This is a genomic window from Curtobacterium sp. PhB170 (genome assembly GCF_003752345.1).
Taxonomy (GTDB): domain Bacteria; phylum Actinomycetota; class Actinomycetes; order Actinomycetales; family Microbacteriaceae; genus Curtobacterium.
Genome location: NZ_RJUM01000010.1, coordinates 360,334 through 386,823, shown reverse-complemented (window position 1 = coordinate 386,823; position 26,490 = coordinate 360,334). Strand labels below are relative to the sequence as shown.

The 26,490-nt window shown below is 71.4% G+C and carries 33 protein-coding genes; 14 read left to right on the top strand and 19 right to left on the bottom strand.

Translation table 11 applies throughout. From position 1 onward, the window contains the following. Window positions 1-6: 6 nt before the first annotated feature. Genes EDF40_RS09715 through EDF40_RS09705 form a run of 3 tightly spaced genes read left to right on the top strand, consistent with a single transcriptional unit; the run spans window position 7 to window position 4,132 of the window. Window positions 7-591, top strand: coding sequence for a PadR family transcriptional regulator (locus EDF40_RS09715; RefSeq protein WP_260212642.1), 585 nt, complete (start codon window positions 7-9; stop codon window positions 589-591). Continuing rightward, entirely contained in the window at window positions 588-1,316 is a 729-nt protein-coding gene (locus EDF40_RS09710) for an ABC transporter ATP-binding protein (protein WP_123339369.1), read from the top strand. Before EDF40_RS09715 ends, EDF40_RS09710 begins: the two co-directional genes overlap by 4 nt. Further along, window positions 1,313-4,132 carry an FtsX-like permease family protein gene (locus EDF40_RS09705; protein ID WP_123339368.1) on the top strand — a complete coding sequence of 940 codons (2,820 nt, stop codon included), beginning with the start codon at window positions 1,313-1,315 and terminating at the stop codon, window positions 4,130-4,132. Before EDF40_RS09710 ends, EDF40_RS09705 begins: the two co-directional genes overlap by 4 nt. Window positions 4,133-4,177: 45 nt before the next feature. On the opposite strand, the gene EDF40_RS09700 is transcribed toward EDF40_RS09705, so the two are convergent. Both EDF40_RS09700 and EDF40_RS09695 read right to left on the bottom strand, forming a co-directional pair. Then, a complete protein-coding gene (locus EDF40_RS09700) occupies window positions 4,178-4,615 on the bottom strand; it encodes a hypothetical protein (RefSeq protein WP_123339367.1) in 438 nt (145 codons plus the stop codon). A gap of 102 nt (window positions 4,616-4,717) precedes the next feature. Next, the gene (locus tag EDF40_RS09695; RefSeq protein ID WP_148053815.1) at window positions 4,718-5,041 is read right to left on the bottom strand and encodes a DUF952 domain-containing protein; all 324 of its coding nucleotides are present in this window, start codon (window positions 5,039-5,041) and stop codon (window positions 4,718-4,720) included. A gap of 53 nt (window positions 5,042-5,094) precedes the next feature. Between EDF40_RS09695 and EDF40_RS09690 the strand changes: the two genes are divergently transcribed. Next, window positions 5,095-5,637 carry a TetR/AcrR family transcriptional regulator gene (locus EDF40_RS09690; protein WP_123339365.1) on the top strand — a complete coding sequence of 181 codons (543 nt, stop codon included), beginning with the start codon at window positions 5,095-5,097 and terminating at the stop codon, window positions 5,635-5,637. A 142-nt stretch (window positions 5,638-5,779) separates the two neighbouring features. On the opposite strand, the gene EDF40_RS09685 is transcribed toward EDF40_RS09690, so the two are convergent. Then, window positions 5,780-6,451, bottom strand: a complete 672-nt coding sequence (locus tag EDF40_RS09685) for an SDR family oxidoreductase (protein WP_123339364.1) — start codon at window positions 6,449-6,451, stop codon at window positions 5,780-5,782. Continuing rightward, on the bottom strand, window positions 6,448-6,846 hold the full coding sequence (locus EDF40_RS09680) for a cupin domain-containing protein (RefSeq protein ID WP_123339363.1): 399 nt from the start codon (window positions 6,844-6,846) through the stop codon (window positions 6,448-6,450). Before EDF40_RS09680 ends, EDF40_RS09685 begins: the two co-directional genes overlap by 4 nt. Window positions 6,847-6,954: 108 nt before the next feature. Here EDF40_RS09680 and EDF40_RS09675 point away from each other — a divergent pair, with 108 nt between their 5' ends. The 4 genes from EDF40_RS09675 (at window position 6,955) to EDF40_RS09660 (ending at window position 10,201) form a co-directional block, all read left to right on the top strand. Continuing rightward, complete coding sequence (locus tag EDF40_RS09675) at window positions 6,955-8,124, top strand: sorbosone dehydrogenase family protein (RefSeq protein WP_260212641.1); 1,170 nt, start codon at window positions 6,955-6,957, stop codon at window positions 8,122-8,124. Window positions 8,125-8,197: 73 nt separating this feature from the next. Next, window positions 8,198-9,076 (top strand): helix-turn-helix transcriptional regulator, encoded by an 879-nt coding sequence (locus EDF40_RS09670; protein WP_123339361.1) that lies wholly within the window; start codon window positions 8,198-8,200, stop codon window positions 9,074-9,076. A 52-nt stretch (window positions 9,077-9,128) separates the two neighbouring features. Then, complete coding sequence (locus tag EDF40_RS09665) at window positions 9,129-10,001, top strand: helix-turn-helix transcriptional regulator (protein WP_165901010.1); 873 nt, start codon at window positions 9,129-9,131, stop codon at window positions 9,999-10,001. Next, window positions 9,998-10,201 carry a hypothetical protein gene (locus EDF40_RS09660; protein ID WP_123339360.1) on the top strand — a complete coding sequence of 68 codons (204 nt, stop codon included), beginning with the start codon at window positions 9,998-10,000 and terminating at the stop codon, window positions 10,199-10,201. The genes EDF40_RS09665 and EDF40_RS09660 overlap by 4 nt, the downstream gene beginning before the upstream one ends. Window positions 10,202-10,281: 80 nt before the next feature. On the opposite strand, the gene EDF40_RS09655 is transcribed toward EDF40_RS09660, so the two are convergent. Continuing rightward, window positions 10,282-11,298, bottom strand: a complete 1,017-nt coding sequence (locus tag EDF40_RS09655; RefSeq protein ID WP_123339359.1) for an aldo/keto reductase — start codon at window positions 11,296-11,298, stop codon at window positions 10,282-10,284. A gap of 123 nt (window positions 11,299-11,421) precedes the next feature. On the opposite strand from EDF40_RS09655, the gene EDF40_RS09650 reads away from it, so the two are divergent. Continuing rightward, the gene (locus EDF40_RS09650; protein WP_123339358.1) at window positions 11,422-12,120 is read left to right on the top strand and encodes a carboxymuconolactone decarboxylase family protein; all 699 of its coding nucleotides are present in this window, start codon (window positions 11,422-11,424) and stop codon (window positions 12,118-12,120) included. Between the two features lie 16 nt (window positions 12,121-12,136). Here the strand turns inward: EDF40_RS09650 and EDF40_RS09645 are convergent, their stop codons facing one another. Continuing rightward, the gene (locus EDF40_RS09645) at window positions 12,137-13,108 is read right to left on the bottom strand and encodes an NAD(P)-dependent oxidoreductase (RefSeq protein WP_123339357.1); all 972 of its coding nucleotides are present in this window, start codon (window positions 13,106-13,108) and stop codon (window positions 12,137-12,139) included. After that, window positions 13,108-13,596, bottom strand: coding sequence for a DUF4126 family protein (locus EDF40_RS09640; protein WP_123339356.1), 489 nt, complete (start codon window positions 13,594-13,596; stop codon window positions 13,108-13,110). The genes EDF40_RS09645 and EDF40_RS09640 overlap by 1 nt, the downstream gene beginning before the upstream one ends. A 107-nt stretch (window positions 13,597-13,703) precedes the next feature. Between EDF40_RS09640 and EDF40_RS09635 the strand changes: the two genes are divergently transcribed. Then, entirely contained in the window at window positions 13,704-14,354 is a 651-nt protein-coding gene (locus EDF40_RS09635) for an SDR family oxidoreductase (protein WP_123339355.1), read from the top strand. An 11-nt stretch (window positions 14,355-14,365) separates the two neighbouring features. Here the strand turns inward: EDF40_RS09635 and EDF40_RS09630 are convergent, their stop codons facing one another. The 5 genes from EDF40_RS09630 to EDF40_RS09610 all read right to left on the bottom strand — a co-directional run bounded on the left by EDF40_RS09630 (window position 14,366) and on the right by EDF40_RS09610 (window position 18,410). After that, the gene (locus EDF40_RS09630) at window positions 14,366-15,457 is read right to left on the bottom strand and encodes an acyl-CoA desaturase (RefSeq protein ID WP_123339544.1); all 1,092 of its coding nucleotides are present in this window, start codon (window positions 15,455-15,457) and stop codon (window positions 14,366-14,368) included. Between the two features lie 96 nt (window positions 15,458-15,553). Further along, window positions 15,554-16,270 (bottom strand): GAF and ANTAR domain-containing protein, encoded by a 717-nt coding sequence (locus tag EDF40_RS09625; protein WP_123339354.1) that lies wholly within the window; start codon window positions 16,268-16,270, stop codon window positions 15,554-15,556. A 12-nt stretch (window positions 16,271-16,282) separates the two neighbouring features. Further along, window positions 16,283-16,981, bottom strand: a complete 699-nt coding sequence (locus EDF40_RS09620; RefSeq protein WP_123339353.1) for a GAF and ANTAR domain-containing protein — start codon at window positions 16,979-16,981, stop codon at window positions 16,283-16,285. A gap of 118 nt (window positions 16,982-17,099) precedes the next feature. Then, the gene (locus tag EDF40_RS09615) at window positions 17,100-17,558 is read right to left on the bottom strand and encodes a hypothetical protein (protein ID WP_123339352.1); all 459 of its coding nucleotides are present in this window, start codon (window positions 17,556-17,558) and stop codon (window positions 17,100-17,102) included. Between the two features lie 150 nt (window positions 17,559-17,708). Beyond that, window positions 17,709-18,410 carry an SDR family oxidoreductase gene (locus EDF40_RS09610; RefSeq protein ID WP_123339351.1) on the bottom strand — a complete coding sequence of 234 codons (702 nt, stop codon included), beginning with the start codon at window positions 18,408-18,410 and terminating at the stop codon, window positions 17,709-17,711. Between the two features lie 96 nt (window positions 18,411-18,506). Between EDF40_RS09610 and EDF40_RS09605 the strand changes: the two genes are divergently transcribed. Beyond that, window positions 18,507-18,902 carry a MerR family transcriptional regulator gene (locus tag EDF40_RS09605; RefSeq protein ID WP_123311419.1) on the top strand — a complete coding sequence of 132 codons (396 nt, stop codon included), beginning with the start codon at window positions 18,507-18,509 and terminating at the stop codon, window positions 18,900-18,902. A 126-nt stretch (window positions 18,903-19,028) separates the two neighbouring features. Here the strand turns inward: EDF40_RS09605 and EDF40_RS09600 are convergent, their stop codons facing one another. Next, window positions 19,029-19,523 (bottom strand): MarR family winged helix-turn-helix transcriptional regulator, encoded by a 495-nt coding sequence (locus tag EDF40_RS09600; RefSeq protein ID WP_123339350.1) that lies wholly within the window; start codon window positions 19,521-19,523, stop codon window positions 19,029-19,031. Between the two features lie 107 nt (window positions 19,524-19,630). Here EDF40_RS09600 and EDF40_RS09595 point away from each other — a divergent pair, with 107 nt between their 5' ends. After that, window positions 19,631-20,422, top strand: a complete 792-nt coding sequence (locus EDF40_RS09595) for an SDR family NAD(P)-dependent oxidoreductase (RefSeq protein ID WP_123339349.1) — start codon at window positions 19,631-19,633, stop codon at window positions 20,420-20,422. A gap of 8 nt (window positions 20,423-20,430) precedes the next feature. On the opposite strand, the gene EDF40_RS09590 is transcribed toward EDF40_RS09595, so the two are convergent. Further along, on the bottom strand, window positions 20,431-21,651 hold the full coding sequence (locus EDF40_RS09590) for an FAD-dependent monooxygenase (RefSeq protein WP_123339348.1): 1,221 nt from the start codon (window positions 21,649-21,651) through the stop codon (window positions 20,431-20,433). Between the two features lie 59 nt (window positions 21,652-21,710). Between EDF40_RS09590 and EDF40_RS09585 the strand changes: the two genes are divergently transcribed. Next, a complete protein-coding gene (locus tag EDF40_RS09585) occupies window positions 21,711-22,250 on the top strand; it encodes a MarR family winged helix-turn-helix transcriptional regulator (RefSeq protein ID WP_260212640.1) in 540 nt (179 codons plus the stop codon). On the opposite strand, the gene EDF40_RS19205 is transcribed toward EDF40_RS09585, so the two are convergent. Further along, complete coding sequence (locus EDF40_RS19205) at window positions 22,251-22,526, bottom strand: hypothetical protein (protein ID WP_185002942.1); 276 nt, start codon at window positions 22,524-22,526, stop codon at window positions 22,251-22,253. It lies immediately after the preceding gene. A gap of 174 nt (window positions 22,527-22,700) precedes the next feature. Between EDF40_RS19205 and EDF40_RS09575 the strand changes: the two genes are divergently transcribed. Further along, a complete protein-coding gene (locus tag EDF40_RS09575; protein WP_123339346.1) occupies window positions 22,701-23,696 on the top strand; it encodes an NADP-dependent oxidoreductase in 996 nt (331 codons plus the stop codon). A gap of 12 nt (window positions 23,697-23,708) precedes the next feature. Here EDF40_RS09575 and EDF40_RS09570 read toward each other — a convergent pair whose 3' ends face one another. The 4 genes from EDF40_RS09570 to EDF40_RS09555 all read right to left on the bottom strand — a co-directional run bounded on the left by EDF40_RS09570 (window position 23,709) and on the right by EDF40_RS09555 (window position 26,489). Next, window positions 23,709-24,308: a TetR/AcrR family transcriptional regulator gene (locus tag EDF40_RS09570; RefSeq protein WP_260212661.1), complete on the bottom strand. Its 600-nt coding sequence runs from the start codon at window positions 24,306-24,308 to the stop codon at window positions 23,709-23,711. A 167-nt stretch (window positions 24,309-24,475) separates the two neighbouring features. After that, window positions 24,476-25,126: a dihydrofolate reductase family protein gene (locus EDF40_RS09565; RefSeq protein ID WP_123339344.1), complete on the bottom strand. Its 651-nt coding sequence runs from the start codon at window positions 25,124-25,126 to the stop codon at window positions 24,476-24,478. 17 nt (window positions 25,127-25,143) lie between these two features. Next, window positions 25,144-25,866, bottom strand: coding sequence for an SDR family NAD(P)-dependent oxidoreductase (locus EDF40_RS09560; protein WP_123339343.1), 723 nt, complete (start codon window positions 25,864-25,866; stop codon window positions 25,144-25,146). 53 nt (window positions 25,867-25,919) lie between these two features. After that, window positions 25,920-26,489 (bottom strand): manganese efflux pump MntP family protein, encoded by a 570-nt coding sequence (locus EDF40_RS09555; protein ID WP_123339342.1) that lies wholly within the window; start codon window positions 26,487-26,489, stop codon window positions 25,920-25,922. Between the last annotated feature and the right edge of the window lies 1 nt (window position 26,490).

Sequence of the window (26,490 nt, the reverse complement as noted above, 5' to 3'; positions counted from 1 at the left end):
AGTGTCATGAGCGTACGGATGGGCGTACTCGCGCTGCTGGTGGGGGGACCCGGGTACGGGTACCAGCTCAGGGGGGAGTTCGAGCACCGCACCGGCGGGAGCTGGCCGCTGAACATCGGCCAGGTCTACACGACGCTCGACCGCCTGGAACGCGACGGCCTCGTGGCCCGCGGCGACACCGACGACGACGGCCACGTCGTCTACACGGTGACCGACGCGGGTCGCGGGGAAGTGGCGCGCTGGTTCAGCGAGCCGGTGCCCGCCAAGCGCGGGCGTGACGAGCTCGCGATCAAGTTCGCTCTGGCCGTGACGGTGCCCGGCGTCGACGTCGCGCGCCTGGTGCAGGTGCAGCGCGGTGCCGCGATCCGGAACCTGCAGGACCTGACCCGGCTCAAGCGCACGACCGATCCCGCGACGGACCTGGCGTGGTCGCTCGTGCTCGAGTCGATGGTGTTCCAGGCCGAGGCCGAGGTGCGGTGGCTCGACCACGTGGAGTCGACCGTGGCGCGGTACCGGCCGGACGACCACCCGGCGGCCGACGCTGGAGCTTCGTCCCCGACCGCTGCCGACACCGCCCGGAGTGCACGGTGAGCGCCGCACCGCTTCTGCAGCTCGACGCCGTCAGCGTGCACTACGGCTCCGGCGCGAAGGCCGTCACGGCGCTGGCCGGCATCGACCTGGCCGTCCAGCGCGGCGAGATGGTCGCCGTCATGGGGACCTCGGGTTCCGGCAAGTCGACGCTGCTCGCCTGCGCCGGCACCCTGCTGCCGCCGACGAGCGGCGAAGTGCTGATCGACGGCGAGTTCGTGTCCGACCGGCCCGCCAAGGAACTCGCGGCCCTCCGCCGTCGCCTCATCGGGTTCGTGTTCCAGGACTTCAACCTGATCCCGTCGCTCACCGCGGTCGAGAACGTGGCGCTGCCGCTCGAGCTCGACGGCTGGAAGGCCTCGCAGGCCCGCCGCGCCGCGGAACTGGCACTCGACAACGTCGAACTCGCGCACCGCGGCGACGCCTACCCCGACGACCTGTCCGGCGGGCAGCAGCAGCGCGTCGCGATCGCCCGGGGCGTGGTCGGCGAACGTCGGCTCGTGCTGGCGGACGAACCGACCGGCGCCCTCGACTCGCAGACCGGCGAGGTCGTGCTCCGCATGCTCCGACGGCACGTCGATGCCGGAGCCGGCGCGCTGCTCGTCACCCACGACGCCCGGCACGCTGCCTGGGCGGACCGGATCGTCTTCCTGCGCGACGGTCGCGTGGTCGACGAGACCGTGTACTCGGGCGTGGAGCTCACCCTGTCGGACCGGACCGCGTCGTGAGCCGGCGTCGGCGTCCCGGTACCGGCCGGACGCCGTTCGCCCTCCGACCGGCGCTCCGTCTGGGGCGTCGGCTGGCCTTCGCGAAGGCCGGACGAGCAGCGCTGATCATCGCGCTCATCGGGATCCCCACCGCCGGGTTCGCGGCAGTGGCGGTCGTCGTGCAGTCGACGCAGCCCACGACCGCGGAGTCGCTGGACTACGACCTCGGCAAGGCAGCCGCGCAGATGCGGGTGTCCGGTCCGGACCTGCCCGGCATGCGGCAGGACCCGGTGCAGTGGCAGTTCACCGACGCGAAGCGGAACAGCCCGGTCACGAAGGCCGACGAGGACGCGCCGTTCGCGAACGTGCTCGCCCACGTGCCGGACGGTGCACTGTCGATCCCGGTCGGCGGCACACCCGTCGTGGTGCAGGGTCCGCGGGGCCCGGTGGGTCTGGCCGCGGTGGAGGGCAGCGTCTGGGACCCGTCGCTCGAGGGCCACTGGCGCGTCCTCGACGGTTCGGCGCCGACCGCGCGCAACCAACTCATGGTCACGCCCGCGACCCTCGACCGGCTCGGCGCACACATCGGTGACACCGTCGACCTCACCGATCCCGTCACGAAGCGGTTCACGATCACCGGGACGATGCGCGACCTCGGTTCGGCGCCCAGCGAGCAGGGGGTGTTCCTGCCGTGGGGGACGACCCTGTCGACGACGGACACCACCGACGACGTCGGCCTGACCGACGTCACCGTCTACTTGCCGTCGGACGCCCCGACCTGGTCGGAGATCCGGCAGCTCAACGCGCACGGCATCGTCGTGCAGTCCCGCCCGGTCGTGCTCGACCCGCCGGACGCCCGCCTGCCCGGCGGCCAGGTGAACTCGTCGCTCGGCTGGTACCTCGGTGCGATGGCGCTGCTCGGGGTCTTCGCGATGTTCGAGGTCGCGCTGCTCGCCGGGGCCGCGTTCCTGGTCGGCACGAGGGCGGACACCCGTTCGTACGCGATCGTCACGAGCGTCGGCGGGGACAAGCGGTTCGTCCGGACGATCGTCGCCGGGTCCGGCCTCGTGCTCGGGTCCATCGGCGCCGTCCTCGGCGTCGCGGTGGGCACCGGGATCGGCGTCGCGGTGTTCCGCCTGATCGACAACGGCGACGTCGTGTCGTTCCCCGGCTTGCACGTGCCCCCGCTCCTGCTGCTCGTGGTCGCGGCCGCCGGCGTCCTGGCCGGGCTGGTCTCCGCACTCGTCGCTGCTCGGGCCGCCACCCGCATCAACGTGCTCGCGGCGCTGCGGGGTTCGCTCCGACCCGCGCCCGTCGACCGTCCCGCTCGTCGTCGGCGACGCATCTGGGGGCCGGTGCTCATCATCGCCGGTGCCGTGATGACGCTGGCGTGCGGCGCCGGCGTGCTCATGCTCAACGACCGCCGGGTGCAGGACGACCACTGGGCCTGGGTGGCCGGTGCCGGGGTCGCGCTCGGGCCGTGCCTGATGCAGCTCGGCATCGCGATCTGCTCGCCGTGGCTCCTCGCACTGGTGTCCCGGATGTCCGCACGCCTGGGCCTGTCGGCTCGGTTGGCCGCCCGCGATGCCCGGCGCAACCCGGTCCGGACGGTGCCGGTGCTCGCCAGTGTGATGAGCGTCGTGTTCGTCGCGTCGGTCGTGATCACGTGGAGTGCATCGAGCCACGCGCAGTACGTCCGCGGGTACGAGTACACGACGGCGGTCGGGGTCGCGACGTCCGAGGTGCAGCTGTCCAGCAAGGACGGTGCCGCCAGCGGGCACGACGCGGCGTTGACGGCGCACGCGGCGAAGGTCGTGGCGCGGGTGCTCGACCACGACCGGATCCGGGTGCTCGGCGTGGCCGAGGGCTGGGCGGGCGACACCCCGTCGTCCGTGACGATGCCGCACCGGTGGACGGACTTCGACTGCGACGGCTACGACTCCACCTCGTGCTCGTACTACCTCGACACCGCTGACGCGACCGTCCCGCACATCTGGACCGGCACCGTCGACGACTACGCCGTGCTCACCGGCCACCGCCCCTCGGCCGCGGTCCGGGACGCGCTCGAGGGCGGCGAGGCCGTGTCGCTCTGGCCGGAGTACGCCCACGACGGCGCGGTCCGCATCGACACGTTCCACGACCGCACGTGGGAGAGCCCGACGATCACGACGACGACGAAGCCGGACGCCAGCGTGTCGATCCCGGCCGTGCTCGACGTGCAGTCGCCGCGGATCCAGGTCGGCGTCTTCATGACGAAGGTGACCGCTGCGCACTACGGGGTGCACGCCGTCGACGGCATGCTCGTCACGACGCTGCCCGGGGACATCGCGCCCGAGCAGTGGGACGAGCTGAGCTCCGCCTGGCAGAGCTTCGGCGGCGCGGACCGCGCTCGGTGGGACGGCCCGCAGTTCGCGTACGAGGCCGGGCCGGTCGACAACGGCGCACTGATCCGGGCGATCGTGCTCGCGCTGGCCGCGGCGGTGACGATCGGTGCGACGGCGGTGGCCATCGGGCTCGCGCGGTCCGACGGGCGCCGGGACGACGAGGTGCTCGACGCGATCGGTGCCGCACCACGACTGCGACGGCGGGTGTCGACCTGGCAGGCGGCGATCCTGGCCTCGGTGGGCGCGGTGATCGGCACTCTGCTGGGGCTGCTGCCGATGCGGGCACTCACCCTGCGGTTCACGGAACCAGCTGTCGGGTCGAACCACATGCCGTTCGTGCCGGACTGGTCGATGCTGGCCCTGCTCGCGATCGGTCTGCCGCTGCTGGTGACGGCCGGGGCATGGCTCACCGCGCACGGCCGACGCCGGGTGGCGGTGCGCCGGGCGCACTGAGGTGTGGGCGGCGCTGCACACGGCGCCGCCCCGGTGCAATCCCGGTCAGGTGCCGGGCTGCACCACCATGAGCACGGCCACGACGACCCACACCACGTTGAACAGGCCGACCAGGGCAGCGAGCTTCCGCGGCGAGCGCTCGGTCCCGTTGCCGCGCAGGACCTCGCGCTGCTCCGGCAGGACCCCGAGCGCGAGGATCCCCGCAGCCACCGCGGTCAGACCGATCGAGACGAGCAGCCAGGCCTCGTCGAGCGCCCCGACCTCGAACGCCAGGGCCGTGCCGAAGGTCGGAACCGCGAGCGAGATGATCGAGTACACGTGACAGACCCGGTGCAGGACCCTGGCGACCGCTCGGGCCCCCTGGTCGTCCGGGTCGGCGACGAGCGCGCGGGCCGGCTTCGGGAACATGCTCCCGGCGACCGCGACGGGCCCGAGGGTGAGCAGCGCCGCCACGACGTGCACGGTGAGGAGGACGCTGGACATCGCTCCCAGCCTAGGACGCGGTACTTCGTGAGCAGAAACGGTCGGGTCGCCGTCGGCGGACTCGACCATTTCTGCTCACGAAGTGGTCGCCGTCCGTGCCGCTCACCGCCGGGCGATCGGCACCTCGGCCAGCACGACCTCGTCGTCCATCGGGATCGGACCCCGCACCCGCGGGAGTCCGTCGACCCACTCGACCGTCACCCCCGCAGCTGCGAGCCCCTCGACGCTCAGGTCGATCCGGAGCAGGGGCAACGCGAGGTCGCCGTACCGCTCGGCGACGACCTCGGACACCCGGTCGGGCGTGGTGGCGCGGACGTACCCGCCCGGCTCGAGCGGCACCCCGCGGGTGGACACCTCGTACTCGCCGAACCCGCGGCTCATCTCCCAGTCGTCGGCGATCGCCACGTGACAGACCACATCGGTCATGGAGCCTCCTCGGTAATGAAACGGGAGCGTATCATTACCGCTAGGATGGGTCCGTGAACAAGCGTGGACGTCCGACCGCTGACGAGCGGATCGCCCGGGACGAGCGTATCCTCGACGTCGCGACCGACCTGTTCCTGGAGCACGGGTTCGCGGGCGTCGCACTCGACCGCGTCGCCGCGGAGGCCGGGGTCACGAAGCGCACGCTCTACACGGCGTTCGGCGACAAGCCCGCGATCCTCCGAGCAGTCGTCCGGCGGCAGCACCCGTACGCCGACCAGCCCGCCGCGGACCTCGTGTCCACGGCCACGGCGATCGGCAGCGCGTTGCTCTCGGACCGTGCGGTCGCCCTGCACCGACTCGTGATCGCGGAGTCGACGCGGTCGCCCGAGCTCGCCCGCGAGTTCCACGAGGCCGGCCCGCTCGCCGCCCAGCAGGCCCTGGTCCGCGCCGGAGCGACTCCGGACACCGCCTCCGAGCTCTTCACCCTGCTGCTCGGGGAACTCCACCGCCAGCGCCTGCTCGGCCTGGCTGCGGCCCCGACGGCGGCGGCGGTCGCCGCACGCGCCGCGCGTGCCGTCGCGCTGCTCTCGACGTGACCCCAGGGCGGACGGGAGGCCCGTGGCGGCGTCGCCACGGGCCTCCCGTCCGCCACATGGTGAGCAGAAATGGTCGGGTGGCCGCCGCGGACCCGACCCATTCCTGCTCACGAAGCGGCGAGCTGCGCGGCGCGCACCGCGCTCAAGCGGGGTCGGGCAGCGCCTCCGCGTACGTGCGGAACTCGCCGCGCTCCGAGTGAATCGCCCACAGACGATCCGCGATGGACTCGCCGGAGTGCTCCGGCTTCCCGTCGTCGATGCCGAACGGGATGATGAGCTGACCGACGTGGACCTGCTCGTCGCGCACGGCGTCGTGCAGGAGCTGGGCGTAGGCGCTCTCGGCCGCGAAGGCGACCGAGGTGCCGGTGACCCGGGCGCCGGGACGCACCGCACTGCCGCCGTTCACGAACAGGATCGTGCCGCGGCCGATCGCGCGCATGCCGGGCAGCACCTGGCGGACCGCGTTGACCGAGCCGTAGACCGAGAACTCGATCGGGCCGACCAGGTCCTCCGCGGTGGTCTCGAGCACCGGGCGCATGTACTCCTTGGCGGGGAGCGGGCTGTACTGCAGCACCTCGATGGGGCCGAGCTGCTCGGTCGCACGCTCGAGGGCGCTGCGGAGCGAATCGCCGTCACGGACGTTCGCGGCGAACCCGGCGGCCGTGATGCCCTGCTCGCGCAGCGACGCGGCGAGGCCGTCCAGGCGGTCCTGGTTGCGGGAGACGAGGGCGATCGAGAAGCCCTCACGGCCGAAGCGTTCGGCGACGGCGAGACCGAGGCCCTTGCCGGCCCCGATGATGGCGATGGTGGTCATGCGGAGTACTCCTCGTCGGTGACGTGCTCGAGCCAGGTGGTGGTGGTCGCCGGGTCGTCGGCGAGGTCGAGCATCGCGAGGTGCTCCATGTAATCCGTCGGGGTCGCACCGTGCCAGTGCTCCTCACCCGCAGGCGTGTAGACGGTCTGGCCCGGCTGGACCTCGATCACGCCGCCGTCACGGGTACCCATGCGCGCAACACCCTCGGTGACGTGCAGGGTCTGGCCGTTGGCGTGCGAGTGCCAGGCGGTGCGGGCGCCGGGCAGGAACCGGACCTTCGCGACGGTCATCGACTGGCCGGCTTCCCTCGGGCTGGCGATGGCGTCGAGGTACACGTCGCCGGTGAACTGCGCGGCCGGGTTCTTGACGGTCGGCTGCTTCGGTTGGATCTCCATGGCCCCGACGGTAGGCCGATGTGCGCACCGGAGGGAGGTGCCGGTCGTACCCCTCAGCCGTTTCCCGAACACGGCGTGTGTGATCGACGGACGATCCGGAGGACCACCGTGGACAGCAGCGAACACCCGACCCAGCAGCCGAGCCCGACCCGCACCCGACGCGCCTGGTCCGCAGCGGGCATCGCCGCCGTGGCCGCCCTCGCCCTGAGCGGCTGCGCCGATGCCGCGCCGGACGACGACCGCGGCTCGTCGGCGAGCGCCCGTGCCACCGCCCCCGCCGACCTGCCCACCGGGCAGGTCGCGCTCGACGGCGACACCAGTGACGTGGTCACCGGGCTCGAGGCACCGTGGTCGGTCGTCCGCACCGGCGACGACGGCGACGCCCTGGTCAGCGAACGCGACTCCGCGAAGGTCCTCGAGCTGCAGGACGACGGCTCCACGCGCGAGGTGGGCACCGTCGACGGCGTCAGCCACGGCGGCGAGGGCGGGCTGCTCGGGCTGGCCCTGCACGACGACGACCTGTTCGTGTACTCGACGGCCGACGACGGCAACCGGATCCAGCGGTTCGAACTGACGGGCAGCGCCGGGTCGTGGGCGCTCGGCGCCGCCACGACGATCATCGACGGGCTGCCGTCGAACACGTTCCACGACGGCGGCCGCATCGCGTTCGGCCCCGACGACATGCTCTACGCCAGCGTCGGGGACGCCGGCACGAGCAGTGACGCGCAGGACGAGGACTCGCTCGCGGGCAAGATCCTGCGGCTCACCCCGGACGGCGACGTGCCGGACGACAACCCGTTCGACGGGTCACCCGTCTGGAGCCTCGGGCACCGCAACGTGCAGGGCTTGGGATGGTCCTCCGACGGCACGATGTTCGCGTCGGAGTTCGGCGAGAACACCCTCGACGAGCTGAACGTGATCGAGGCGGGCGAGAACTACGGCTGGCCCGAGGTCGAGGGCGAGGGCGGCGCGGGCCAGGGCTTCGTCGACCCGGTGCAGCAGTGGTCGACGGACGAGGCGTCCCCGAGCGGCCTGACGGTCGTCGACGACACCGTGTTCGTGGCCAACCTGCGCGGCGAGGTGCTCCGGGCGATCCCGGCGGACGACCCCGGGACGTCGACCGAGTACTTCCCGGGCGACTTCGGCCGGATCCGGACCGTGCTCGAGGGGCCGGCGGACACCCTCTGGTTCGTCACGAACAACACCGACGGCCGTGGTGACCCCGCAGCGGGGGACGATCGCATCGTCTCGGTCCCGCTCACGCGGGCGGCGGGCTGAGCCAGCGACCTCGCCCCACAGGGGTTCCGGCAGCCCCTCGCTCGCACACTGTCCAGCCGGTTACCGTGACGGCATGAACCACCGCGACGAAGCCCGCGACTTCCTGTCCAGCCGTCGCGCCCGCATCACTCCTGAGCAGGCCGGGGTGGAGACGTTCGGCACCCGCCGTCGGGTCACCGGGCTCCGGCGCGAAGAGGTCGCACGGCTGGCAGGCGTCAGCATCGACTACTACACGCGGCTGGAGCGGGGGAACCTGCAGGGCGTCTCGGACAGCGTGCTCGAGGCCGTCGCTGGCGCACTGCAGCTCGACGCCGCCGAGCTCGAGCACCTGCGCGACCTGTCCCGGCACCAGAACGCGACACCGCGGCGCGCGGGCAAGGTCGTGCCGGTGGCGGCCGTCCGCCCGGAGCTGCAGTACCTGCTCGACGTCATCACCGATGCGCCGGCGATGATCATCAACAACCGGCAGGACATCGTCGCCGCCAACGCGCTCGGCTACGCGATGCACTCGGACCTGGTCGCGGCACCGGCCCGGCCGATGAACTTCTCGCGCTTCATCTTCCTCGACCCGCAGGCCCGGAACTTCTACCAGGACTGGCAGCGGGCGGCGCACACGAACGTCGCGATCCTGCGGCGCGAGGCCGGTCGCACGCCGAACGACCGCGATCTCGCAGCCCTCATCGGCGAGCTGTCGATGCGGAGCGACGACTTCCGCGCGCTCTGGGCGGCGCACGACGTCCGCCGCCACTACGCCGGCGTGAAGTCCTTCCGGCACGCCGTGGTCGGTCCGCTCGAACTGCACTTCCAGACGCTCGAACTCGCCGAGGACCCCGGGCTCGCGCTCACGATCTACCCGGCGACCCCGGGCAGCCCGACCGCTGACGCGCTCCGCCTGCTCGCATCGTGGGCGGCGACGGAGCAGATCGCGGAACGCGCTCGCGCATCCGCCTGACGGGTACCAGCAACCCCTTCTTCCCCGCGCGGCACGGTCCTACCGTGGACGCATGGACACCAAGAGCGAAGTGCGCGACTTCCTCCGCACCCGCCGCGAGCGCGTCACGCCGCAGCAGGTCGGCCTGCCCGACTTCGGTGGCGCCCGACGGGTCAAGGGTCTCCGCCGCGAGGAGCTCGCGCTCGTCGCCGGCATGAGCGTCGACTACTACATCCGCCTCGAGCGCGGGAACCTCACCGGCGTCTCGGAGAGCGTGCTCGAGTCGCTGTCGCGCGCGTTGCGCCTCGACGACGCCGAGCACGCGCACCTGTTCGACCTGGCCCGCGTGCAGAACGCCTCGGCGACCACGCGGCGGAAGCCCCCGACGTCGAAGGTCCGACCGAACGTGCAGCGCATGCTCGACGGCATGACCATGCCCGCGTGGGTGCGCAACGGCCGCTCGGACTTCCTGGCCGGCAACGCCCTGGCACGTGCGCTGTACTCGCCGCTGTTCCTCGACCCCGCCGGCACCCCGAACACCGCCCGCTTCGCGTTCCTCGACCCACGCGGTCAGGAGTTCTGGCGCGACTGGGACGTCGTCGCGAGCGACATGGTGGCCGTGCTCCGCGCCGAGGCGGCCCGGTCGCCGTACGACAAGGGACTGACCGACCTGATCGGCGAGCTCTCCACCCGCAGCGAGGAGTTCCGGCAGCGCTGGGCAGCGCACGGCGTCATGCGGCACCTGAACGGCTCGAAGCGGGTGCACCACCCCGAGGTCGGCGACCTCGACCTGACGTACGAGACGATGGAGCTCGCGACCGACACCGGTCTGACGCTCATCGCCTACGGCACCGAGCCGGGCTCACCGTCCGAGGAACGCCTGCAGCTGCTCGCGAACCTCGTCGCCACGACGGCCGCGGCCGTCCCGGAACCGGAGGACGCATGAGCGAGACCGAGTCCGTCCCGACGACCGCAGCCGCCGCGCCGCTCGGCTTCCTGAGCCGCTTGCGGTTCCGCTGGCGCGCTGAGCAGGAGATCCACGACCTGACCCGCGACCGTGCGCTCGAGCAGCGCGTGCGTGCCGAGGCCGCCGTGCGGCTCGCGCCCGGCCCGTGGCACCTCGGCGAGCTGTTCCGACGTCGCTGACGTCGTGCGCGTGCCCAGATGGCGGACGGGAGGCCCGTGGCCAGCTGGCCACGGGCCTCCCGTCCGTCAGTCGGTCGCGTTCACCGGCGACGTGCGGCGGGTACCAGGGTGTGCTGCCCGTAGCTGTTGTCGTCGGGGTTGATCGTGACGCCCGGTGCGACGAGCTCGTCGATGCGGTCCAGGACCTCGTCGCTGAGCACGCGGTCGGCGGCGGGGAGCTGCGACTCGAGCTGCTCCATGGTGCGCGGGCCGATGATCGCGCTCGTGACGCCGGGGTGCCGGATCACCCACGCCAACGACATCTCGATGAGGGACATGTCCTGCGACTCGGCCAGGAGTGCGAGTTCCTCGACGACGTCGAGCTTCCGCTGGTTCGCGGGCGTCGACATGTCGAACCGGGCCGCGGGGCGGTGCTTCGCCGTCGGGGTGCCGGGAGCGTCCTTGCGCCAGCGGCCACTGAGCCAGCCGCCGCCGAGCGGGCTGTAGACGAGGGTGCCCATGCCGTAGCGCTGCGTGGTCGGCAGGACGTCCTCCTCGATGCCGCGCACCAGGATCGAGTACGGCGGCTGCTCGGTGCGGAAGCGCTCGAGCCCACGACGCTCCGAGGTCCACTGGGCCTCGACGATCTCGGCGCCCGAGTACGACGACGATCCGATGTTCCGGACCTTGCCCTGGCGGACCAGGTCGGTCAGTGCGCCCAGGGTCTCCTCGACGTCCGTCGTCGGGGACGGACGGTGCACCTGGTACAGGTCGATGTGGTCGGTGCCGAGGCGGCGCAGGGAGTTCTCGACCTCCTGCACGATCCAGCGGCGTGAGCCTCCGGAGCGGTTCGGGCCCTCGCCCATCGGCATGAAGAACTTGGTGGCGAGCACGACGTCGTCACGGCGGTCCTTGATGGCCTTGCCGACGATCTCCTCCGAGACGCCGTCCGAGTAGGCGTCGGCGGTGTCGACGAAGTTGATGCCCGCATCGAGGGCGCGGTGGATGATCCGGATCGAGTCGTCGACGTCGGCGTTCGCCCACGGACCGAACATCATGGTGCCCAGAGCGAGCGGGCTCACCTCGACGCCGGTGCGTCCGAGCTGGCGGTACTCCATGGTTTCCTCTCCGTGCCCGCGGGTCTCGCCGGGCACGGCTGCCACGCTAGGCCGGTCCCCCACGGCGAAAGGGGGGAGGCCCTTACCTCCCTCGATCGGCGGGGCGGTCGTAGCGTCGGGGGCATGACGTTCGCCGAGACCGACCCCGAGTTCGCCCAGTACCACGCCGACTTCGTGGACGAGACGCTGCAGCACGCGTCGCTCAACAGCCACGACCGCGCGGTCGTGCAGCTCGGCGCGATGATCGCCGCCGGCGCGCAGACCGCCTTCCGACAGCTGCTCGGCACCGCGCTCGACGAGTCACTGACCCCGGTCGAGGCGAAGGAGATCGGCTACCAGGCCGTCGCCTACGTCGGGTCCGCGCGCGCCTCGGACTTCCTCAGGATCACCAACGACGTGTTGATCGCGCGCGGTGTCGAGCTGCCGCTCCCGGGCCGGTCGACGACCACCCCCGGCGACCGACTCGAACGGGGCCGTGCGGTCCAGAGCGCCGTCGTCGGCGCCGGACGTGTCGACGCGATGTACGAGAACGCCGCCGACGACACCGTGCACTTCCAGCGGTTCCTGTCCGGCAACTGCTTCGGCGACACCGTCGGACGGGACGGGCTCGACCTGCCGACGCGTGAGCTGCTGACGTTCGCGGTCCTCGTCGCACTCGGCGGTGCGGACGCGCAGGTCACGGGACACGTCGCGGGCAACCTGCACGTCGGGAACACCCGGCAGCAGCTGCTCGACGTGCTCACCGTCCTGGTGCCCGTGATCGGCTACCCGCGGACGCTCAACGGGCTCGCCGCCGTGAACGAGGGCGCGCCTGCCGACTGAGGTCGCGGCCGGTCTGTCAGACGACGAGGGGGCCGGCGGCCTCGAGCTGGTCGTGGTCGACCTGCCAGCGGACGGCTTCGAGCACCGTCTGTTCGGCGGTGAACCCGGGCGCGTAACCGAGCAGACGGCGGGCCTTCTCGACGCTGAACACCTGGCTGCGTGACAGGTGCTCCCAGCTGGCGCCAGCGTGCTCTGGAGTCGTGGTCTCGCGGAACCGGTCCCAGCTGACGGACTCGAGCCGGGCCTCCTGTCCGAACCACGACGCTGCCAGGTGGGCGTACCCACGCGCGGTGAGCGCCGTCGGGGCCGTGATGAAGAAGTCCTCGCCGACCGCCGCCTCGCGGTGTTCGACGGCGAGCTGGAAGGCCTGCGCGACGTCGTCCGCGTGCACGTGGGCCATGGTCTCGGCACCGAGGCCGGGGACCTCGATCGCGTCGCCGGCGGACAGCCTCGTCAGCACCGACGGGTCGAGGTTGCCGAGCGGACCGATCGGCACCCAGCCCGGGCCGCTGATGTGACCCGGGTGCAGCGTCGTCGTCGCCAAACCCCCTGACGCGGTTTCTTTCTTGAGCATCCGGGCGATCGCGTCCTTCTGCACGCCGTAGTCGCCGAAGGGCGGCGTGAAGTCGTCCTCGGTGATCGGCAGCACACGGGATGCACCCGCGCGCCAGATCGATCCGCAGTGCACGAGGTGCGTGCCCGTTTCGCGGAGCGCTTCGACGAGGGCGGCGGCGGACGACTCGGTGAAGCAGACGAGGTCGACGACGGCGGCGGCGCCGAGCGCGGCGATCCGCGCTCCGAACGTGCCGTCGCGGTCCTCCTGCTCGCGGTCCGCGGTGACGCGTTCGACCTGCTGCCACTCGGGGGAGTCGGCGTAGGGGGTGCTGGTGCCGCGACTGATGGCGACGACCTCGTGACCGGCGCGGACGAGGCGGGGGACGAGGAACGTGCCGATGTGACCGGTGGCTCCGATGACGACGATGCGCATCAGTCGGCGGTGATGACCTTCACGGAGCCGGCGATGGTCGCGGCGTCCTCGGCGAGCGCCACGACCGGGTCGGGCAGGCGGGTGGTGGCACCGACGAGCTTGCGGGCACCCCACCCGACGAACGACCCGATGATCGCACCGACGCCGCCGAGGATCGCGCCCTCGATGCGCAGGTCGCGCTTGCCGGTCGTGCCGAGTGCTGCGCCGACGAGCGCACCGGACCCGATGCGGCCGATCAGGCCGGCGGGGGAGATGCGGTTCGGGGTCATCGGCAGCTTGTCGCCGATGAGTTCACCGACGGCCGAGGCGACGAGGAGTCCGCGGCCGAGCGGGGTGCTGAAGACCTTCCAGTCCTGCCACGACCCCTTCAACGAGGACCGGTCGTGGTTCAGCGCCAGCACCGCGAGTGGGGTGGCACTGCGGCCGCCGCTCAGGATGCCGAGCACCAGGGTGCGGACCAGGGTGTGCTGCTCGTGCTGCGTGCTCATCGTGTCTCCAGACGTGGTCAGGTCCGACCGTACGCACGCAGGCCGCGAGCGCTCCGAGGGTCCTCACGGACTGCGGGTACTGAGCTGGCCCGAGTAGCGTCCGCCGCATGAGCAACGTCATCGTCTTCGGCGGCCACGGCAAGGTCGCACTCCTCACCACCCGCATCCTCAGCGACCGCGGCCACACCGTCACCTCGGTCATCCGCGACGCGGACCAGTCCGACGAGATCCGTGCCCACGGCGGCGAACCCCGGGTCGCGGACATCCAGCAGCAGTCCCTGACCGACTTCGCGGAGCTCGTCCACGGGCACGACGCCGTCGTGTGGTCCGCCGGTGCCGGCGGCGGGTCCGCCGACCGCACGTGGGCGATCGACCGCGACGCCGCGATCCTGTCGGTGCAGGGCGCGAAGCAGGCCGGCGTCGACCGCTACGTCATGGTGTCGTGGTCCGGGTCGCAGCTCGACCACGGGGTACCGCAGGACAACGACTTCTTCGCCTACGCGCAGTCGAAGGCGGTCGCCGACGCCGTGGTGCGCGACTCCGGGCTGCAGTGGACCATCGTGGCGCCGAGCACCCTGACGGACGACGAGGCCACCGGCTCGGTCGACTGGGCGGGCTCGTCGAGCGACGTGCCGCGCGGCGACGTCGCACACGTGATCGCCGACGTGCTCGAGACCCCCGGCACGGCCGGCAACACCATCCGGTTCAACTCGGGATCGACCCCGATCGCGGACTTCCTGCGCGCCGACGCGGTCTGAGTCCGCGGTCGTCAGCGCAGTCGTTCGACCATCGGGCACGCGAACGGGTCGCGAGCCGCCAGGCCGACCTCGTTGAGGTACCGGACCACGATGACGTAGGAGTGCACCAGCGTCGTCTCGGTGTACGGTACACCCTGGTCGGCGCAGTACTTCCGGACCATGTCCCGGGCGGCCCGCAGGTTCGGTCGGGCCATGCTCGGGAACAGGTGGTGCTCGACCTGGTGGTTCAGACCGCCCATGAAGTACTCGACCCAGGCGCCGCCGCCGATGTCGCGCGAGGTCAGGACCTGGCGTGAGAAGAAGTCCACGCGGCGGCCGGGTTCGATGACGGGCATGCCCTTGTGGTTCGGCGCGAACGCGATCCCCATGAGGAACCCGAATACGGCGAGCTGCACACCGAGGAACGCGAAGGCGATGCCGACCGGCAGGAACCAGAACACGACCCCCAGGTAGAGCACGAACCGGCCGACGAAGACGGAGCCCTCGGCCCACCGTCGCTTCACCGGGCCACGGCTCGTGTACGTGCGGATCGACTGCCAGTGCAGGTTCACGCCCTCGACCAGGAGCATCGGGAAGAACGCGTACCCCTGCACGCGGACGAGCACGCGCAGGAACCCGGTCCGGCTGGCAGCGTCCTCGGGCCGGAACGAGATCGCGTCGAACGAGATGTCGGGGTCCTTGCCGACGGTGTTCGGGTTGGCGTGATGCCGGGTGTGCTTGTTCATCCACCACGCGTAGCTGATGCCGGTCAGGAACGTGCCGGCGTACCGGGCCGCCCGGTCGTTCCAGTGGTGCGACGCGAACACCTGTCGGTGGGCGGCCTCGTGCGACAGGAACGCGAACTGCGTGAACAGGGCGCCCAGCACTCCGGCCACGATCAGCTGGTACCAGGAGCCGCCGAGCACGGCGAACGCCCCGCCGGTGACGCCGAGCAGCGCGGCGAGCACCGCGATGAGGCCCCAGTACCAGCCCGTGCGGCGGCCGAGCAGCCCAGCGGTGCGGACCTGCGCGAGCAGCGCGGTGTATGTCGAGGTGGTGTCGGTCCGAGCCGACCGTCGTTCGGTCTTCCGGTAGCCCGTCGGTACGACCAGTTCGTCGCCCATGGTGTCCTCCTGGATCCAGTGCTGCGCCTGCAACCGGGGTCCGGGGCTACGACTTGCTCGTGATCGTACGCCGGCCCGGACCGGGGACACACGGGATCAGGCGGGCAGGACCAGGCGGCGTTCGACGATGGCTCGGGCGACGTCGGCGAGGCGCTCCTGGTTCGACCGCGCGTACTGCCGCAGCAGTTCGAACGCTGCCTCGGTGTCGACCGAGTGCGTGTACGCCACGAACCCCTTGGCCTGCTCGATCACGACCCGGCTGTCGAGGGCTCGCTGCAACTGCGCCTGCGTCAGCGCCGCGTGTTGCAGGGTCCGCTGCTGCAGGATGCTGATGGTCGCGACGTCGGTCAGGGCCTGTGCTGCCAGGGCGTCGTCGCGGTTCAACGCCCCCTCGGTCTCGCGGAACAGGTTGAGCGACCCGAGCGTGGTGTCCCGCAACCGCATCGGGATCGCGTGCACCGACGCGTACCCCGACTCGGCGGACGCGGCGGCGAACGTCGGCCACCGGCGTTGCATCTCCGCCTGGTCGCTCACGGACACCGGACGCCCGGTCGCGAAGCACTCCACGCACGGCCCTTCGCCGGCGTCGAGCTGCAGGAGTCCGACGAAGCTGGACCGCTCACTGGTCGACGCCACGACCTCGAGTTCCTGGTGCTGGTTGGCCAGCAGGATGCCGGCCGCCGAGGCGTCGAAGATGTCGACGACGCTGTCGACCAGGTTCTGCAAGAGGTCGACGACGTCGTACTCGTCGACGAGCGTGTCGGTCAGCGTGACGAAGGTGTCGATGAGCCGGCGCTCGCGGGTCGGTGCCATGGTGCGTGCTCCTCAGTTCTCGGAACCGTACGGCCGGGCGAGGTCGATGCGGCGAGCGATGACGTCGTTCGAGACGTCGCGGACGGTGCGTTCGGTGGCGAAGGCGTGCGCCTGCAACACGAGGAGGGCGTCGGTGACGTCCACCCCGAGCTGTGCTGCGACCATGCCGGTCGCCTGGTGCACCTCTCGTCGGGAGTAGCGGCTGGTGCCCATGTCGGCGCGGCCGTCGGCGGCCGCGGCGAGCAGGGCATTACGGAGCACCCGACGGGCTGCGACCTCGGTGAGCTCCACGGCGCCGCGGATCTGCCCCACGGTCAGGGTGCGCTCGCTGTCCACGGACAGGTCGACGGCGCCGACGGGGATCGTCCCGATGCGCATCGGGAACGAGAACACCGCCCCGACCCCGGCGCGGAGGAGTTCCTCGAGCGCGAGCGGCCAGTCGGTGTTCGTCGTGCCGGACAGGTCGGACTCCAGGACCGGGCGGCGGGTCGTCAGCGCCTGCCAGCACGGGCCCTCGCCGAGGTCGAACTGGATCTCGTCGATCCGCGCGGCGCGCGCGTCGCTCGCGCACACCGTCGCCGACCCGAGTGGGTTGCCGAGGGTGGAGATGCCGACCCCGGTCACGGGCAGCGTCGTCAGGAACGGCGGGCACATGTCGGTGCCGTCGGGTGCGGCCTGCAGTGCGGAGACTGCCGTCGTGAAGTCGTTCATCGCGAGGAAACCGTCCGGGTCCGTGAACGCGGGGCTGATCCGGTCCCCGCGTTGTGCAACGCTAGCGCAGTGCCCCGCGGGCGTCGCCCGCCGCGCACGTCGACCCGCGCGGACACGGTCAGCCCGCGCTGACGCGCGACGGCTCCGGCACGAAGTGGATCCGCTCCGCCGCCCGCGTGACCTCGCGGGCCCGTGCGGTGCGGTCGTCGAACTCGATGCGGGCTGCGTCACGGACCTGCTCCTTGTCGAACAGCGACGCCCGGCTCACGACGTCGACGATCGTCGCGACCACCGTGGCGAGACCGCGTTCGAGCTGTCCGAGGTTCGTGTTGCCGATGACGAGACGACGGTCCTGCACGTCGAGCGTGACGTCGGGGTAGCCGGCCGTGACGAGCTGCGCGTGTCCGTCGGCACCGCGCAGGCCGGCCATCTCGGCTGCGTCGGGTCGGCGGTTGAACACCGCCGGGACGTCGTAGTACTTCGCCGCCGTGGGCTTGCCGAGCTCGGTGGGCAGGCCGGAGGCCACCACACTCGTGAGCGCGAGCGGCGTCGAGGCCGCCTCGGACTGATCCGTCATGATGACTCCCTTGGCGGCTCCCCGCGGGAGCTCGAGAGGATCTCGGACTCGGTACGGCGACACCGTGGCGTCAGTGTGGGACCCGCGGATGTGAGCACTCCCAGCCGCGGCCCGACGCCGGGGCTCCACCACGCCCCGGCGTCACCTCGCTCAGGCGAACCGCGCGTAGAACATCGACGGGTCCTGCGACAGCGACGCCTTCACCGCGCTGCTCCACTCGTCGACGACGACCTCGGCCGCACCCCGCTCGACGCCGTCCAGCGCGGCCCGCGCCACGTCGGCCGGGTCGACCTTCGGCCCCTCGTAGCCGTCCATCATGTCCGTGTCCGCCGCCCCGAGGTGCAGCCCCTGCACGCTGATCCCCTTGCCGGCGAGCTCTAACCGGACGGCGTTCGTCAGGTTCCACTCGGCGGCCTTCGCCGCCGCGTACGCGCCGGATCCCGGGTAGACGAACCAGGACAGTGCGGACAGGACGTTCACGATGCCGCCACCGCCGTTCCGCTCGATCACCGGTGCGAACGCCCGGATCATCGCGAGGTTCCCCCAGTAATGCGTGTCCATCTCGCGGCGTGCGTCCGTCAGGTCGTCGGTGAGCAGCGAGCCCGTCGTCGAGATGCCCGCGTTGTTCACGAGCAGGGTGACGTCGCCGGCGGCTGCGGCCGCCGCCTCGACCGACGCCTGGTCGGTGATGTCGAGCGGCAGCGCCACGACGCCCTCGATGTCCACGAGCTCGGGTCGGCGTGCGGTCGCGTAGACCTTGGTGGCGCCGCGCTCCAGCAACTGCAGGGCGAAGCGGCGTCCGATGCCCCGGTTCGAGCCGGTGACGAGTGCGACCGATCCAGCGATGTCCATGGTGTCTCCTCCTGCCGCGCGGGTGTCTCCCGCAGCGGCTCGGTTACGCTAAGACCTCACATCCATGTCAGGAGCAAGCCCCGGATCGGAGACCGCATGCGGATCGGCGACCTCGCCGCGGAGACGGGCGCCAGCGTGCGCTCGCTGCGGTACTACGAAGAGCAAGGACTGCTCACCGCGTCGCGGACCACCAGTGGGCAGCGCGTCTACGACGCCCCGGCGGTCGAACGCGTCCAGCTCGTGCAGCAGCTGTTCGCCGCCGGTCTGCCGAGCCGCACCATCGTGCAGCTGTTGCCCTGCGTGGACAGCGGGCACGCGACGCCGGAGTCGTTCGCGCTGCTCGTCGCCGAGCGCGACCGGATCACGGCGCAGATGGCGGAGCTCGAGGCCGCGCGTGGCCGGCTCGACGAGGTCATCGCCATCAGCGAGCACCCGACTGCCGAGCACTGCCCGGCGCTGCGCGAGCCGGCAGACGGAGCGGTCGCGGCCTGAGACGGAACGCCAGAACGGACGGGAGGCACGGTGCGCGCCCGCACCGTGCCTCCCGTCGGCCGCCTGGTCACGACCAGAGCGCCGCCAGCGTCGCGGAATCGGCTCCTCGACCGCCGCGCGGTCAGATCAGCGCGTCGCAGGCGGCGTCCACGCCGGAGCAGCGTCCACCGCGTCGCCGATGCTCCGCGCGATGACCCTGAGCTGCCGCGTCTGGGTCTCGGTGAGCGTGTCGAAGACCAGGCGCTCGACCAGGGCATGGTGCGCGGGCGTCGACTCGAGGACCTTGCCGTGCCCGTCGTTCGTCAAGACCGCGAGGGTGAAGCGGCCGTCCGTCGGGTCGACCACACGGCGCGTCCACCCCTTCGCCTCGAGCCGCGTCACCGCGCGGGACAGCCGCGAGAGCGTCGAGCTCGCGTACCCGGCGAGCGTGCTCATCCGCAGGGTCCTGTCCGGCGCGGCGTCGAGGGCGGTGAGGACCCCGAGTTCGAAGTGCGTGAGGCCGCTGTCTCGTTGGAGTTGAGCGTCTAGAGCGACCGGGAGCCGTTCGAGAATCGTCGCCACCGCTGCCCAGATCTCGAGTCGTTCGCCGTGCAGGCCGTGTGGTTCGTCGGGCAGTGCCATTGAGGCATCCTACGGCCCGTGACTTGCCTGAGCAAGTAAACCACCGTACGGTTACTTGCTCAGGCAAGTCACCGGGTCGAGCGACGCGGGACGAAGAAGGAGGATCCATGGACCTGCAGCTCCAGGGCAGAACGGCGTTCATCAGCGGATCGACGCAGGGAATCGGGTACGCGATCGCCTCCGCACTCGCAGCGGAGGGCATGCGCGTGATCGTCAACGGCCGGGAGGACGCCCGGGTCGAGGCAGCCGTCGATCGCCTGCGGCGCGACCAGCCGGGAGCCACGGTGTCCGGGATCGCGGCCAACTTCGGAGACCCGGGCGAAGTCACCCGACTGCTCGGGTCCCTCGACGACGTCGACGTCCTCGTCAACAACGTCGGACTCTTCGGCCTCGCCGCCTTCGAGTCGATCGCCGACGAGGACTGGTCCCGGTACTTCGAGGTCAACGTGATGAGCGGGGTTCGCCTGTCGCGGCACCTGCTCGGCGGGATGCTCGAACGCGGGTGGGGTCGCATCGTGTTCATCGGGAGCGAGTCCGGCGTGAACGTCCCCGCGGACATGGTGCACTACGGAGTGACCAAGGCCGCGGTGATCGCGCTCGCGAACGGACTCGCGAAGCAGACACGTGGGACCTCGGTCACGATCAACACCGTCCTCGGTGGTCCGACGTACTCCGACGGTGTCGCGACGACGGTCGAGGCGATCGCCGAGGCGCAGGCTCTTCCGGTCGAGGCGATGCGGGCCGCGATCATCGGTCAGAACCGGACCAGCCTGCTCGAGCGCTTCATCGACCCGGCCGAGATCGCGGCGCTCGTCACCTACCTCGCGAGCCCGCTGTCCTCCGCGACGAACGGCGCCGCGATCCGGGCGGACGGCGGCGTCCTGACCGGGCTCCTGTAGGTGGCACGTCAGCCCAGGTGCGAGTAGTCCGGCAGGTCGATCGCGTCCGCCGGCGGCGTGAAGAACCGGTCCCCGAGCCGACCGATGAACGGGGTGGAGGCGACCCGGACCGCAGCACCGAACGCAGCGATCCCGAGTCGGCTCTTCGGGTTCGCGACCCGCGGCACCCCCGGCGGTAGCTGCTGCGCCTGCGTGACGTACGGCCGCATGATGCGCTCGTAGCCGCGGAAGGCATCGCGGTGGTCGACGTGTGCGGCGAGTTCACCGGCCAACACGTACGCCCCGGTGAGCGACAGGCTCGTGCCCATGCCGCTGACCGGCGAGGCGCAGTACGCGGCGTCGCCCACGAGCGCGACCCGACCCTCGGACCACCGCGGCGCGCGGACCTGCCCGATCGACTCGGAGTACAGATCGTCGGCGGCGTCGATGCCCGCGAGCACACGACGTGCTTCCCAGCCGGCGCCCGCGAACACCTCGTGCAGTCGTCGGCGCTGCTCCTCGATCGATCGTCGCTCGGATCCGGCGCGCTCCCGTGTCCGGTCGGTCACGAACGACAGTGTCGCCCGGATCGTGCCGTGCGGGTCCGGCCGCAGCGTGACCGATCGGCCACCCGGTGCGTTGTACCAGCGCCACCAGTCGTCGTCGGCGTCGGTGCGGGGGATCGTCGCGTAGGACGTCTCGAGGCCGAGGGACCGGATCTCGGGCTCGTCGCCGAAGACCAGTCGCCGGGTGCTCGACCCGACGCCGTCCGCCGCCACCACCAGGTCGAACCGCTCGTCGGAGGCGTGCTCGAACTGCACGGTCACGCCGGCGCCGCCGTCGTTGTCCGCGATGCCGGTGATGCGGTCGCCGAACCGGTACTCGGTGGTGTCGGCGGTCCGGCTGACGAGCAGCTGCGCGAGGTCACCGCGCAGGATCTCGAGCTCCGCCGTGGCGCCGCCCGAGTCCGTGGTTCCGGCCGGGAACTCCGCGATGACCGAACCGGAGCGGCCGATGAACCGCGTGCCGACCTCACCGGTCGTGGCGGCACGGATGTCGTCTTCGATCCCCATCCGCCGCGAGACCTCGCGCCCGGCGCCCCGCACGTCGACGTTCTGGCCGCCGGTCCGGAGTTCCGGCGCGCGCTCGACGATCGTCGTGTCGTACCCGTACCGGTGCAGCCAGTAGGCCAGGGCGGGTCCGGCGATGCTCGCACCGGAGATGAGGACGCGCTTGCGGTCGGTCGACATGTTGCCTCGAATCTTGATTACCAATGAGATTGGCAATCTACACGACTACCATCGACCTCGTGCCGCACGACGAACCGACAGCGCCCACCGACGGACGACGAGACCGCGACGCCCGGAGCGACCGCGACGACCGACGCGACCGCGAAGCCGCCCGTCGGGACGGACGACCGCTGCCCGACGACGACATCCGCGCCCGGGTGCAGCAGGTCGGGGTGCGGCAGCAGCGGTTCGAGCGACACCTCGCCCGGGCGCTCGACGTCGACGCGGCCGGGCTCGAGGCGATGGACCACCTCATCACCCACGGACGGTCCACCCCGACCGAGCTCGCGCGGCGACTGGAGATCTCCACCGCCGCCATGACCCTCGTGCTCAACCGACTCGAGTCCGCCGGCCACGTCACGCGCGAGCGGCACCCCAGCGACGGCCGGAAGCTCGTTGTGACCGCAGCCGAGCGGTCGTCCGATCGTGCGTACGACCTGGTGCTCCCGTTGATCGAGGGCATCGAGGACGTCGTCGCCGACATGGACGACAACGAACGCGCCACGGTGCAGGCGTTTCTGGACCGTCTGATCGGGATCTACGACGACGCGATGGACTGATCAGTCAGCCAGCACGGGCGACCACGGCCGCCCGCCGAGGTTCCACCGCGTCCACGACTCGAGCTGCGCCTTCGCGCTCTCCAAGCTGGTGTGCTCGCCGATGACCTCGCCGGAGCGCAGGCGCACCTCGTAGCGGGCGGTGAACTCGACGGTGCCGATGTGGAACGGGCCGGCGTGGGCTTCCCAGAGTTCGCCGTCGAGGGCCGTCCAGCTCGTCGACTCGTGCAGGGACGCACCAGTGGGGGCTGGTGGGACGTTCAACTGCGAGGAGGACATGGCCTGTTCCGGTCGGCATCGGACGAAGAGATCGTGCCGGCAGCCGGGGGCCTGGGTCACCTGCGGTCGACGGTAGTCCCTCTTCGTGCGGGTGGCCCAGGGTCGACCGATTGACATCGTTTACTGAGTGCACTCAGAATTGAGTCTTCTCATCGATCCTTCAGGAGCACCACCATGCACGCCTTCGCGTTCGACCAGTACAAGCAGCCCCTCCGCGAGACCGAGGTCCCCGAACCGGTCGTCGGTGACCACGACGTCCTCGTGGCCGTCGCCGCCGCCGGCCTGAACCAGCTCGACGAGAAGATCCGCCAGGGCGAGTTCAAGCTGATCCTGCCGTACAAGACCCCGCTCGTCCTCGGCCACGACGTCGCCGGCACCGTGATGGCGGTCGGCGCAGGCGTCCGACGGATCAAGCCCGGCGACGAGGTCTTCGCCCGCCCCCGTGACCACCGCATCGGCACGTTCGCCGAGCGCATCGCCGTCGACGAAGCCGACGTGGCCCGCGCGCCGTCGAACGTGAGCGCAGCCGAGGCTGCCTCGATGCCGCTCGTCGCCCTGACCGCGTGGCAGGCGCTCGTCGAGAAGGGCAGGGTCGGACCGGGCACGAAGGTACTCGTCCACGCGGGCTCCGGTGGCGTGGGGACGATCGCGATCCAGCTCGCCAAGCACCTCGGTGCCCACGTCGCCACCACGGCGTCGGCCGCCAACGCCGACTTCGTCCGCGAGCTCGGTGCCGACGTGGTGGTCGACCACCGAACCCAGGACTTCGAGCAGGAACTGTCCGACTACGACTTCGTCCTCGACAGCCTGGGCGGCGAGAACCTCGACAAGTCCCTGCGCGTGCTGCGCCCCGGCGGCAAGGTCGTGAGCATCAACGGCACCCCCGACCCCGCGTTCGCGAAGGAGGCCGGGCTGGGCCCGGTGATCCGCATGGTCATCGCCGGCATCAGCCGCGGGGTCCGCGCGCAGGCGAAGCGACTCGGGGTCACCTACGAGTTCCTGTTCATGCGTGCCGACGGCGGGCAGTTGCAGCAGATCGCCGACCTCGTGCAGGCCGGCGCGATCCGCCCGGTGGTCGGCGCCACGTTCGCCTTCGACCAGACCCCCGAAGCGCTCGTGTCGATCGGGACGAGCCGCGTGCGCGGCAAGACCGTCGTCGCCGTCGCCTGACGGGAGTCCGGCTCAGTGCGGCAGGACCGCCTCGAGCTGCGCCCGGATCGACTCGACGACGCTCGCCACGCTGGTCTCGGGGTCGACGTGCGACACCATGGTGACGAACACCACCGCCGAGACCACGTGCGCGAGCGTCGCGGCCCGTGCGTCGTCGAGACGTCCGCGGTCGATCAGGATCTCCGCGATCGCCTGCTCGGTCATCCCCGAGATCGCGAGCGCTCGCGCATGGTGCGGCTCGCCAGGGTCCCCGAAGGCCATCTCCCGCAGGTAGGTCCGCCCGTTGGACACCTGCACCCGGTTGCAGGCGACGATCGGCGTCACGAGCGCGAGCACCGCATCGAGCACGTCGTCGGTCGCCTCAGCAGCTCGACGGCCCTGTTCGAGCGCCTCGTCGTACTTCGCGTTCTGCACCAGCAGCAGCAACTCGCCCTTGGTCTTCGCGTACAGGAAGAGCGTGCCGGCTCCGATGTCCGCGCGCTCCGCGATCTGCTGGGTCGTCACGTCGTCGACGCCGTGCTCGGCGAACAACTCGCCGGCAGCAGCCGTGATCCGGTCGAGCTTGTCCTGCCGGTTCCGCTCACGCCGACCTGGGACCTGTGTCACGTGCACACTCCGGATCTGGTCGGCGATGGGGTCGACCCATCCTGCCATCCGCAGGAGAACCCCGGGACCCGGCCGGCGGCCGTCGACGTGGCGCGCAGTGCGGACGGGAGGCCCGTGGCGGCCTGGCACCGCGCCTCCCTTTCGCACGTCGGTGCGCTCAGTGCCCCCGGCGGTCAGCGCGCCGCCCGCGTGAACGTGCGGTGCACGACGCCCGACGGCGACGCGACCGTCTCGACGGCGAAGCGCTCCTCGATCCCCTCGAGTCCGTCCCAGAGCCGCTCGCCCCGGCCGAGCACGATCGGCACCTCGACCAGGTGCAGGTGATCGACGAGGTCGGCCTGCAGGAACTCGCGGACGGTCTCGACCCCGCCGCCGATCCGGACGTCGCGGCCCGGTGCGGCCTGGCGGGCGAGCTCGAGCGCTTCCGCCGGGGTCGCGTCGATGAAGTGGAAGGTCGTCCCGCCCGCCATCTCGAGGGGCTCGCGCGGGTGGTGCGTGAGCACGAACACGGGCGTGTGGAACGGCGGTTCGTCGCCCCACCACCCGGTCCAGCCGTCGTCGGGCCACGGTCCGCGCTGGGGTCCGAACTTGTTCCGCCCCATGATCTCGACACCGATCTCCGGTCCCCAGGCGCGTGCGAACTCGTCGTCGACATCGGTGGTCCCACCGGACGCGCCCTGCATCGCACGGAAGGTGGCGGTGGCGGCGAACCACCCCATGAGTCGACCGTCGGCGTGCCCGAACGGCCGGTCGACCGACTGGTCGGCTCCGGCGCCGTACCCGTCGAGCGAGATCGCGAAGTTGTGGACCCTGACCGTCGACATGGTGCTCCTGTCCTGCTTCAGAGGGTGATGCCCGTCGCCGTCGCCAGGGCGTCGACGAGTTGGCGGCGGAACTGCGGGTCAGCGACCGCCTGGTGCGGCTCCTGCCGCTGTCCGTGGAACCAGTAACTACCGCTGGTGGTTGCGTCGGGGTCGGTCACGAGGGCCTCCTGCGTGCGGTGCCCGAGCTCGAGGTCGTCCGACGCCCCCGCGCCGCCCATCTTGGTCGGGACCCAGCCCGGGTCGACGGCGTTGCTCAGGACACCGGGCCGGCGCTCGGCGACCTCGGCGGCGAGCGCGGTCACGAAGAGCTTGGTGTCCGAGTACGTGTTCGTCTCCGCGATGCCGTCCCAGTCGACGGCGTCCAGTCGGGGGCGGCCGCCGCGGTGCATCCCACTGCTCAGGTACACGTGCCGGGTCGGCACGTGGAGCAGCGCGGTGAACAGGTACGGCGCGACGACGTTGACCGGGATCAGCGCACGGCCGGAGATCACGCCGGCGTTGTGCACGACCGCGTCGATCGGGTCGTCGGCGTCGAGGTCGCGCGCGGCGGCGATCACGGCGTCGCGGTCGGACAGATCGGCGACGACGAGCGTGGCACCACGGTCGAGCAGGTCGGCGACCGCGTCCGCACGTGCCGTGCTCCGGGCGTGCACGACGACGTCGTGCCCGTCGCGGAGCAGGGTGTCGGCGGTCGCCCGCCCGAGGCCGTCGGTCGATCCGGTGACGAGGATGCGGGACATGCGTTCATCATGCGCCGGGTGGCGGAGGCGTGTGCGGCGCGACACCGCCGACCTCAGCCGATGACGCCCGTGTGCTCGAGCACGATGTTCACGCCGATCAGGATGAGCACGACACCGCCGGCGATCTCGGCCGGCTTGCCGAACCGGGCTCCGACACGGCGCCCGACGACCACGCCGGCGAAGGACAACACCGCCGTCGTCACACCGATGAGCAGCACCGCGCCGCCGATCGACACCGGCAGGAACGCCAGCGTGACCCCGACCGCGAGGGCGTCGATGCTCGTCGCGATCGCCAGGACCAGGAGCTCACGGATCGGCAGGCGGTCGGTGTCCTGCGCGGTGTCCTCGTGCTTCGAGAACGCCTCCCACAGCATCTTGCCGCCGATCAGCGCGAGCAGCCCGAACGCGATCCAGTGGTCGAAGGCGGCGATGTACTGCGCGAACGCCGAACCGAGCAGCCACCCGAGCAAGGGCATGAGCGCCTGGAACGCACCGAACGCCAGCGCGATGACGAGGGCGTGCCGCACGTCGAAGCGCTTCATGTGCAGGCCCTTGCCGAGGGCGACGGCGAAGGCGTCTGCGGAGACGCCGAGCGCGATGAGGAAGAGAGCCCAGAACGACATG